This is a genomic window from Okeania sp. SIO3B5, from assembly GCF_010692555.1.
GTDB lineage: Bacteria > Cyanobacteriota > Cyanobacteriia > Cyanobacteriales > Microcoleaceae > Okeania.
Map to the genome: position 1 here is coordinate 1 of NZ_JAAHHG010000343.1, position 10723 is coordinate 10723.

Consider the following 10723-nt stretch of genomic DNA (forward strand, 5'->3'; position numbering starts at 1 on the left):
GTGAAAGGCGGTTCAGATGACGTGAATAACCTTATACACCTACATAAAATGTGTCATAAGCAGGTACATAAATCCGAGTGAAATAAGGCTTGAAGTATGGCTTGAGCCGTATGAGTTGAAAGGCTCACGTACGGTTCTTAGAGGGGTGAGGTCTGGTAACAGACCAATCCTACTCGACTAGAAGGAGCGAATTTAGCAGGAGCTAATCTGAGTTATTCTACTTTGGATAACGCGATTTTTAACAAAGCAAATTTGACTAATGCTATTTTAGAGGGTGCTTTTGCTTTTCATGCTCAATTCCGTGGTGCAATTATTGATGGAGCAGATTTTACAGATGCTTTTTTACGAGCAGATACTCAAAAGGAACTATGTAAAATAGCTCAAGGTACAAATCCTATTACGGGTAATGACACAAGAGATACGCTCTTTTGTGATTAATTTTATAGCGCTAGGGAATAGGGAATAGTAAACTGTTAAAGGGTTTCAGGGTTTAGAAATATCCTAACCTTAATGCGTAGCGCTATATTGGCTTGATTTGAAGTTATCAAGACTGAGGGATTGATATCCTCCCGACGCTGCTATACAGGAGACAGCGCGGGATTCCCTAGCATCACTACTAGGGGCTTTTTGTTTCCTCCTCCGGAGGATCTTTCCTATGGTCATGCTTCGCAAACGCTAACATAGTAACCGTATAAACGAGATTTACTCTCTTCGAGTCTTACAGTCGCTCCACAGACTGATACTGCGAGTCCCGCAGCCAAAATGTTTATACTTGCATTTATGTCCCGATCATGTGCCAAAATTTAGATAAATTAGTCTATATTAATTAAACTTATAATTAATTGATTAATATATTTATAATTTAAACTAATTTTGACAAAAAAAGTTCAAATGAGCTATCGAAAGCCAAATTTTAGGGAAAAATTGCGATTTCGCGCCTCTATGAGCAATTTTTTCATAAACGCTACAAGTATTGATATGCAATAAATACAAGATTTTTCCCTATCAGTCAATTTTGATGTATATTGAAGACAAGTGATTCGCTCTGCGTAGGTGCTTATTAAAATGAATTAAAACATTTGCTATTAGCCTTTAATATGTCCGCGCTCTTTCCTTCCAATTCCTGAATCCACTCTGATTCTGAATAGAATTTTTCTTGGTATTTTTTAGCCAATTCAGAGTCAGTAGATAAATCCGTATTTTGCCACATACTTAAAACAGCACTACGACGTTTTTTACACATAATTAATTCGATAGCTGCTATGGTAGAGCGAATTTCTAAAGGCGCTCTAAGAAGATTTCTCTCTGCCTTTTCATCTAAATGAAAAAGATGTTCTACTTCTGATAGTTTATCTGGAGCATCTAAACAATTATCTTGCAATTTTGAAATTAAATCATCTGAGTCAGTAATTTGATATTCAGACATATTTTCTACATAAATAATTTGTTTCCACAAAAATCGATTGTGAGACAAACTAAACTGTAAATCTCTAGCCTCCATTGCATCTTTTACATCTTGACGATATTTAGGGCAATGTAAATAAATACGCAATAATAAATATTCTGCTTCTTCTAATAAACTACTTTTTGTAGGTGGAGATAAAACTTGTTCTGAATTATTAATTTTCTTTTTTATTCTCAAAACTGAAGGTTTTAACCTTTCTGCTATCAGAAGTGGTATGGGTAAAAACTCATCTTCAGCTATCAGTTTTTTCCAATAAGCCAAAACTTGGTCAAACAAACTTTTATATATTAAATAGTTTCTCGTATGATCTCCCTGACTTAATTTTTCAGCACAATATTGAAGATAATTGATTAAAGTGTTGTTGTTATTTATTTTAGTTAAAATTTTAACTATCTCTTGAGTTGCTTGAGCATATTCATCTCCTTGCATCAAATTTTTATTAATTATTATATTTTGAATTTGCCAGTCAATCCATAGAGCAGAATTTTCTAATAACTCCCGATACTTTTCAGCAGAATAATTTTGCAAATATTCATCAGCATCTTTCCCATCAGGAATATTCAATATTCGCAGTTGAACGTCCCCACTATAAGCAAGATTTTCTATTTCTCCAATTGCCCGTTCAGTAGCTTGAATGCCCGCTCGATCAGCATCAAAATTCAAAATAATTTGTTTAGACTCTGTATAACGTAAAAGTTGTTTAATTTGAATAGAACTTAATGCCGTACCTAAAGAAGCAACAACATTATTAATTCCCGCAGCATGGAGAGCAATTGCATCAAAATATCCTTCTACAACCACAGCTTTATCCTGTTTTGAAATAGCAGTTTTTGCCTTATCCAAACAAAATAAAGTTTTACCCTTATCAAATAATTCAGTTTCAGGAGAATTCAAATATTTAGGTTGTTCATCACTCAAAGTTCTCCCACCAAAACCAATAACTCTACCTTGCACATCATTAATCGGAATCATCAAGCGATCGCGAAATCTATCGTAATAGCTATTACCTGATTTTCTAGGTAAAATTAATCCTGCTTTCTCCACTAATTCTACGGGAAAACCTTTTTGTTCCACCAAATAACCATAAATAGTTTCCCAACCATTAGGAGCATAACCCAGTTGAAATTTTTGAATAGTTTCTTCTGTAATTTGACGTGAAGATTTTAAATACTCTAAAGCAATTTTTCCCTGTGATTGTCTCAAAGCGTGTTGATAAAAACTATTAGCCATTGCCAAAATTTCATAAAGTTGTTCCCGCAGAGAAATTTGACGTTGAAACTCTTGTCTATTTTCTGGTGATTCCGTTTTAATTTGTATTTGATAACGTCTGGCTAAATCTAACACTACATCGCTAAAAGAAGACTTACCAACTTCCATCAGAAATTTCAAAACATTACCACCTGCACCACAGCCAAAACAGTAGTACATTTGTTTGCTGGTACTAACAGTAAAGCTAGGAGTTTTTTGTTAAACTAAGCCAGTTTGTTACCAAACCGACTCGTCTTCAGAACCGGACGTGAGACTTTCACCTCATCACGGCTCCTCTCTTAAACGTCCCTTGTCATGGGTACACCCCTGCCTTAGTATCAACATATCTTCAACCCATAAATATCCATCAGGTAAATCCTGTAACTTTGGTTCTGCGTATGTCTTTTTATCTAGGGCAGTTTTAGTATCGTGGCAATGTCGGTGCAACAATTGTTTGTTTTTATATGTGTTGTCACCACCTTTAGACCTTGGTATTATATGGTCAACTTCAATTAGGTCATTTGGTCTAAAGGTTAGTCCACAAGATGCACATTTATTCTTTTGCCGTTTTAACAGCGTTGTGACTTCTTTCCTTACGCCTGGGTATTTGCCGATTCTACTACTCCAATAAGTCCAGTCATTATCATAGGGTGATTTATTACCTTTAACCTTGATGTGCCTTGCGATGGGAACATCTGAGTGTTGGTTTAGTATATATTCGCCATCGTTAAGAATCCAATCTCTGGTATCCTTTACCCTGGGGAAATACTTTTTCTTAACCCATGCAGTTGACTTATTTGGATGCCTTCTATTTGCCCATCTCCATAGTCTTTTCCATAAAAGGTGATCCATCTGAGTGAATACTTCTTTACTGACTACTGTTGAGAAATAGTTGGCCCATCCTCTAATTACCGGGTTTAGTTTAGCTATTAAAGCCTCTGTTGGAGCGGTTTTGTGTGAGTTACATATATCCGCCAATTTACGATAGTGAGTTTTAATGCTCTTGGAGGATGGCTTAATCAGCGTTTTAAACCCTTGGTTGGTTGTCTTATGTTTCCATTGCCTCACCGTAAACCCTAAAAAGTCAAATCCAGGTTTGTTCCCTTCATATTCTTCCAAGGTGTGGACAATTTTGGTCTTTTCTGGTTTTAGCTCTAATCCTACCTGGTTTAACCATTCCTGTATCACGACTTTTGCTTGTAAAACTACTTTGATGTCTTTGTGTAGGATTACAAAGTCATCAGCGTAGCGTACTAAGGATAATGCCTTAATATTGTCCCGCTTGTTCCCTGGTAAGGTCTTTGCGAAATCATTTAGACATTCTTCCATGCCGTGTAAGGCGATGTTTGCTAGTAGGGGACTAATTACCCCTCCCTGTGGTGTTCCTTCCACAGATTCTAGGAATTGATTGTTGTCAAGTACTCCGGACTTTAACCATTGTTTAATTAATCGTCTGTAGGGAGATTGACCTATCTTTCCTAAAAGCGCATCGTGGTTAATTCGGTCAAAACACTTGGATATGTCCGCATCTAGCACATACTTGGGTTTGCGCTTGATACTTTCAAAGATGGCCTCAATGGCATCATGCGTTGACCGTCCTGGCCTAAAACCATAGCTATTAGGCTCAAATCTAGCCTCCCACTCTGGTTCCATACCTAATTTAACCAAGGCTTGTAACGCTCTATCGTACATAGTAGGTATGCCTAACGGGCGTTTTTCATCTTTCCCTGGCTTTGGTATATAGACTCTACGGGTGGGACTTGCCTTGAGATAACGTGATGAAAGTAGGTTCACCAAGTTGAATCTTTGTATAGGTGTCAGGTTTTTGATTCCATCTACCCCGGAAGTTTTCTTGCCTTGGTTATCCTGTGTCACGCGCCTAACAGCTAGCAACCTAGCGTAATAGCTTTTTAAAAGAAGTTTTTGGTATCTGTGCATCTTGCGGAATTCGCCACGGCTGGATGCTTTGTAAATCAATTTTTGTAATTTGAATACAGATTTCTCTACCTTCTTCCAATTTATATCCTTCCATTTAAGGTTAGGATTGATTGAAATTTGCGAAGGTATATCGCCTGTGTCCCTTGCTACGCTTAAAAATGGCTTAGGGTCTCCTAATCTTCTTTTCAGTGTCTGAGCTTTATTCATTACTATTCATTGCCTTACATTACGTCTAACAGTGGATAAGTCTGCATTACTGCTTTTTATCCAATCCTACTCTCCCTAAGACCTACGTCCAGTTGCGTAGATTGACCTTGAATGGCTTCCTAAGTTCTCGACCTATATTCTTAGGTGTCTTAGAGAGGTTTCCTCGTTCCCTTATGCCTTTATTACGGCTGATTTAGTGGGGTAAAATCTCCCGGAGGGTTCAATATGGTTGTTGATACAGACACGAAGATATCTATATCCAGTGACCCTCTGACTTTCGTCCCACATCCCCTAGCTACCTTTGAGATGGTTCCTTTTCACGAGAGTTTTATTACCTTTCTGTTCGTCCACTTGTCAGCCTTTGCTCGCGGTATCGTTCCTGGTAACTGGTATTTTCCCACTTTTAAACCAGCTTCGGAGATTGATGTTCAGTCGCTACCCCGTGGTCTATGCTGTCAACCCAACAACAAGGCGGATGGAATTTCACCACCAAGGACATAAGAGTTATTCACAAGTCGAGGTCGTCCTCATGTATTGACTTGGAACGGCCATTTATACCTAGTTTCCTAGTTTAGTGGCCAACGAGTCGCACCTTCATGGAAAGGGCATAATCCTACATAATCTTTACCTCGTTTTTTTAATACAACATGCTCTGAGATAACATCATAAATGTCAGCTCTTTCTTTTACTTCTGTAATGGTATCTTGATGAAAACGATAATTTTTCATAGAACTTATTGCAGCGGTTTTTGTTTAAGTAGGCTAGAAAATTATTTGAGGTTAGGGAATAGGGAGTAGAGTAGGGAGTAGGATAATGCTTTGACCATTGTAGTCTATCTATCTGAAATGGAGCGAAAGGACTCCCGGTATAATCTCAGATTTACCGGGTTCGGAATCGCGACCAAACAAACAAGCCAGCACCCCATTGAGATAGAATCATGATATAACAAGAATATGCTGACACTAACCTACGAATTTAAGTTAATCCCCTCTCCAGAACAGATAGCCATCATAGAAGATATGTTGGCAGTCTGCACAAAGGTGTGGAATTATGCCTTGAGAGAGCGCAAAGACTGGATTAACAGTAGGAAATGTGCGGTTAATTCTTGCTCATTGCATCAAGAGTACATAATCCCTGCGGATGCACCTTACCCTAACTACAACATACAAGCAGCCAACTTAACAAAAGCCAAAAAGACTAACCCAGAGCTGAAAAGAACAAATGCTCAAGTCTTACAACAAATTCTCAAGAATTTGGAAAAAGCATTTAACAACATGAAAGAGCAAGGTTATGGTTTTCCTCGCTTTAAAAACAAGTACAGAATGCGGTCCTTTGTCTTCCCTCAGTTTAAAAATAATCCCATCTCAAATGAGTATATAAAACTACCCCAAATTGGATTAGTTCCGATGAGATTATCTAGACCAATACCAGAAGGATTTAAACTGAAACAGGTAAGAGTAGTCAGACGAGCAAGTGGGTATTTTGTCATGTTATCTCTACAAAGTCCTGTCAGTGTTCCGGATACTCCAGCTTCAGGACATCCATTAGGAATTGATATTGGACTTGATAAATTTTTAGCAACTTCTGAAGGTGAATTGATTGAACGTCCAAAATTTTTAAGCCAACTACAAAGCAAGTTAAAATTACAGCAACGTAGATTAAAGCTAAAATCTAAGGGATCTGCAAATCGATATAAACTTAACAAAAAGATAGCAAGACTTCATCAAAAAATCTCAGATACTCGAAAAGACTTTCACTTTAAACTAGCTCATCATTTATGCGACCAAGCTGGAATGATATTTGTGGAAGACTTAGACTTGAGAATATGGGCCAAAGGAATGTTAGGTAAGCATACTTTAGATGCAGGGTTTGGTCAGTTCTTTAGTATCTTGGCTTGGGTATGCAAGAAACGAGGGGTATATTTTGGCAAAGTAGACTACAGATATACCAGTCAAATTTGTCCAAACTGTGGAGCGCATACAGGTAAAAAAGATTTGTCTGAACGTATTCATAAATGTCCTGAATGCCAATACGAAATCAACCGTGATGTAGCAGCAGCAAAAGTGATTTGTCATCGAGGTGTCACTGCGGTCGGGCAGGTCGTGGTCCAACAAATTGACTGTGTAGGCGTACTGTCGGGGACTGGCAACAGTCTAGATAAGTGCCATTCAAACAGTAACCCTAAATCGTGAGGTTTAGGAATCTCCCGTTATAATCGCGAGATTTAACGGGAGAGGATGTCAAATAGTTATTTTAGATAGAAGATGAATATTAGCTACATATCAAAATAAATAATCCTCAGTATTTAAGTAACTAAAATTTGTTCAAAACCTATTTAAGACAGCTATAGTGTTTTAATTTTAGGCGTGAAGCTAGATGATTATTTTTGACCCAAAAAAATTCTCTATCAATCATCTTCCTCTATTTTTTATTCCCTTTTAAGTATAAAAGTTTTATTCTCCTAGCAAAAATTTACAACTTAAATAGAACTTCTAAACAGAATACTTTTGCAACAGTTAACATTAAATCTTTTTAACTTCTTCCCTTTTCTCTTCTATTGCTTTTGATCCCTGTGACTTATGTGGCGAAATCTAAAGTTGAGAAAAACAGACAAATTGTTTTACCATATAAACTTATGCAATATCATCTGGAAATTAACCACGACTGTCAGTGCAATTATTCCTATGGACAAGTGGTAAAAAATATCTCTGAATATTTTAGATGATTAAAATTAGTCCAGTTTTGATTTTAATTTAGAGTTGCAACAATTCTTGACAGTTGTTAATAATTGTAAGTATTCAGAACTATAAAAATTAAATTAAAAAAAATTGGTTTCAAGCTAGATATTTTCTTAATCTAGCAATTTACAAGGAAATGGGTAAGCAGTGTTCCAACGCATAAGGCAGGATTTAAAAAACGACCTAATTGCAGGTCTACTGGTAGTTATACCATTGGCTACAACAATTTGGTTGACCATAACTATTGCTCGGTGGGTAATAGATTTTTTGACCAAGATCCCTAAACAAATCAATCCCTTCGATGGTTTACACCCAGCTTTAGTGGGTCTACTAAATTTCTTAGTAGGACTAGCAGTACCATTGCTAAGTATTCTAGTGATTGGGTTAATGGCCCGAAACATTGCAGGAAAATGGTTATTAGATGTAGGCGAGCGAATACTACAAGCTATTCCATTTGCAGGTTCAGTCTACGGCACTCTCAAGCAAATCTTAGAAACTCTACTCAAGGATTCTAACGAAAAATTTCGTCGTGTGGTACTTGTAGAATATCCGCGTCGGGGAGTTTGGACTATAGCTTTTGTCACTGGTACGATTAGTAGTCAAATTAAATCTCATCTAGGAGACTCAATGCTAAGTCTTTTTATTCCCACTACTCCTAATCCTACATCTGGTTGGTATGCCATAGTTCCAGAAAAAGATGTGATTAACGTTTCAATGTCAGTGGAAGATGCGTTTAAAGTTCTCATATCAGGTGGAATAGTAACTCCAAATCAATCAGTACGTCCAGAAAAAAACTCAAATGATCGACTCAAACCTCTACTTTTAGATAGAGAAGACTATCAAAAATTTTCCACTGAAGAGGATTGAACGAGTTATATTGAATAAGGCAGAAGGCAGAAGGCAGAAGGCAGAAGGCAGAAGGCAGAAGGCAGAAGGTTTAATTGCATGATGATAGTCAATGATTGGCCACTCTGTGTCTGATAACCCTGAACAATTTTCAGCACCTCTATTGACAGTTGGGTACTAAACCCACTACTGAAAAGATAAAAGATTATCAAAAATTATGAACAAAGCTCCTCGCTCCACAGCTCGCGAACTAGCTCTGCTTGGTCTAAGTCAATTACCAACAAATTCAGGCAGTCTAGAAAAAAAGCAACTTCAAGAAGTTATACTCGCAGCAGTTAGGACTCTTAGAACTGAAGTCCAAGATATTTTAGAAACTGCAGCAGCAGAATTACAGAGAGGGAGCGATCGCCTCCTCAATAGTCAAATTAGTGCTAGTGATGTCCAAAGTGCAAGTTCGATGGTACACGAAGCAGTAGAGTTAGGTCAAACGGCAATTAATCGTATTGGCACTGCTGTGGAATTACCAGAACTAATTCAGTTAACTAATCAACCAGAAGTTCGCAAATATGCTTTAGAAATTCTGATAAAAGTGAATGATAATAAAGAGGAAATTGATAATTTATTGAGAGAATCAATAGTAGATTGGCAAATAGAACGTTTGCCTAGAATAGATATAGATATTCTGAGAATTGCAGTGGTAGAAATGATGTTTATTGGCATTCAAGAACAAGTGGCAATTAATGAAGCTGTAAAATTAGCCAAGCGTTATAGTAGTGAAGATGGGTATAGATTTATTAATGGGGTATTGCGAAGAGTGGTAAATAAAATTAATTTAGTTTGAAGAGTTATAGCAGAAGGAAGAAGTAAGAAGGAAGAAGGAAGAAGGAAGAAGCAAGAAGCAAGAAGCAAGAAGGAAAAGTATTATTTTGTCTGAGTTTTAAGCTTTTGATATTTCCTAACCTTTGCTTAGATTGCTATATATAGTTAAAGTCAAAAGTTAAAATTAAGGTCTTTGCTTTGACAATAATTATGTAAAAAAACTATAGTGCTACACTAGCATTAATACCAAATTGATAAATATTGCCTATAAATAGGGCTTGCTGATTAAATCTAAAAGTCTTTACATATAAAGTTTTTAGCCTTTTTAGGTCTGAAATACCTTGGTTTTTAGCTCTTCACGCTCAAAAAGTTAGTATTTTAGGCCAGAGTTGGACAGAAAAATCAAGGGAAAATTCTTACTCCTACTTCCTCGCTCATTCCCATTTCTCCTGTCTCCTGTCTTCCCCTCCACCGGAGGGGGAGGGGCGAGGGGTGGGTTGTCTCCTGTCTCCTACCCTCACCCACAAGACTTTTTCAGCAAACCCTAAATAGTTTGGTATAGCAGAAGAAACAAAGAAGAAGAAATGATTCATTAATTGATAATTGATAATGGATAATGGATAATTGATAATTGATAATTACCTCTGGTTAAAACCGCTCTTGATTGAACATCAGGAGATATTATTTCTTCTCTTAGTCGATTGGATATGGTGAGGAGACCTCGCCATCCCTCGACCGCTTTTTTTCCCCTTAAAATGGGGAGGCTTTAAACCAGAATTATTTAATAATTAATAATTAATAATTAATAATTAATAATTCGGTAAAAAGAAAAGTCTAAGGAACATCTTCTGCACGGTTTTTTTTAATTACACTTATTATTTATGACATTCTTTTTTAAAATTGGTATAAAACTATAATATAGGATTTGCTTAAAAAGTCTTTTTATATGAGGTATGAGGTAGGATTCAGGAGTCAGGATGAATGGGGAATTTATAGGAGTAGTCAGATATTTTATCCCTTGATTTTTCTGCAATTATTATGCCTTTTATCCTAATTTTTTGGTCGCTAAAGCTTAAAGATTTGCATTTTTTTTCGCTGTAAAAAGGCTAAAACCTTTATCTGTAAATACTGTTAGATTTAATCAGTAAGCACTATATAAATAATAGAGAATTTATAACTAAAAAATATTTAAGTCCCAATACGGTTCAGCTCAGACCAAAACTCATAAGGTATGGAACAATTAGATAAGCTTTTGAGATTACAGAAATGCTAAAAAAAATCCTTACAGCACTTTTGAGGAAGCGTGAGTTCATTAATGGATAATGGATAATGGATAATGGATAATGGATAATTGCCTTTGATTAAAACCGCTCTTGATTGAATATCAGGAGATATTATTTCTTCTCTTGGTTGATTGGATATGGTTAGGAAACCCATCCATCCGGAGACCGCTTTTTTCCCA

At 36.6% G+C, this 10723-nt stretch carries 7 protein-coding genes and 3 pseudogenes; 5 read left to right on the forward strand and 5 right to left on the reverse strand.

Features of this window, described 5'->3' with window-relative positions; translation table 11 throughout:
• Positions 1-81: an HNH endonuclease gene (locus F6K54_RS43290; RefSeq protein WP_366558156.1), complete on the forward strand. Its 81-nt coding sequence runs from the start codon at positions 1-3 to the stop codon at positions 79-81.
• A 105-nt stretch (positions 82-186) separates the two neighbouring features.
• Positions 187-438: pseudogene (locus tag F6K54_RS31110) on the forward strand (pentapeptide repeat-containing protein); the annotation flags it as partial.
• Between the two features lie 622 nt (positions 439-1060).
• Here F6K54_RS31110 and dnaG read toward each other — a convergent pair.
• The 3 genes and pseudogenes from dnaG to F6K54_RS31125 form a co-directional block, all read right to left on the reverse strand.
• Positions 1061-2932, reverse strand: a pseudogene (gene dnaG, locus F6K54_RS31115) (DNA primase); the annotation flags it as partial.
• A 66-nt stretch (positions 2933-2998) separates the two neighbouring features.
• Complete coding sequence (gene ltrA, locus F6K54_RS31120) at positions 2999-4858, reverse strand: group II intron reverse transcriptase/maturase (protein WP_293086541.1); 1860 nt, start codon at positions 4856-4858, stop codon at positions 2999-3001.
• A gap of 593 nt (positions 4859-5451) precedes the next feature.
• A pseudogene (locus tag F6K54_RS31125) lies at positions 5452-5586 on the reverse strand (CHC2 zinc finger domain-containing protein); the annotation flags it as partial.
• A 225-nt stretch (positions 5587-5811) separates the two neighbouring features.
• On the opposite strand from F6K54_RS31125, the gene F6K54_RS31130 reads away from it, so the two are divergent.
• The 3 genes from F6K54_RS31130 (at position 5812) to nusB (ending at position 9283) form a co-directional block, all read left to right on the forward strand.
• Complete coding sequence (locus tag F6K54_RS31130; protein WP_293086547.1) at positions 5812-7050, forward strand: transposase; 1239 nt, start codon at positions 5812-5814, stop codon at positions 7048-7050.
• A gap of 693 nt (positions 7051-7743) precedes the next feature.
• Positions 7744-8463, forward strand: a complete 720-nt coding sequence (locus F6K54_RS31135; RefSeq protein ID WP_293086549.1) for a DUF502 domain-containing protein — start codon at positions 7744-7746, stop codon at positions 8461-8463.
• 196 nt (positions 8464-8659) lie between these two features.
• Positions 8660-9283, forward strand: coding sequence for a transcription antitermination factor NusB (gene nusB / locus F6K54_RS31140; RefSeq protein WP_293086552.1), 624 nt, complete (start codon positions 8660-8662; stop codon positions 9281-9283).
• Between the two features lie 412 nt (positions 9284-9695).
• On the opposite strand, the gene F6K54_RS31145 is transcribed toward nusB, so the two are convergent.
• The gene (locus F6K54_RS31145; protein WP_293086555.1) at positions 9696-9854 is read right to left on the reverse strand and encodes a hypothetical protein; all 159 of its coding nucleotides are present in this window, start codon (positions 9852-9854) and stop codon (positions 9696-9698) included.
• A 676-nt stretch (positions 9855-10530) separates the two neighbouring features.
• The coding region (locus F6K54_RS31150; protein WP_293086558.1) for a hypothetical protein at positions 10531-10723 on the reverse strand (193 nt) is incomplete at its 5' end.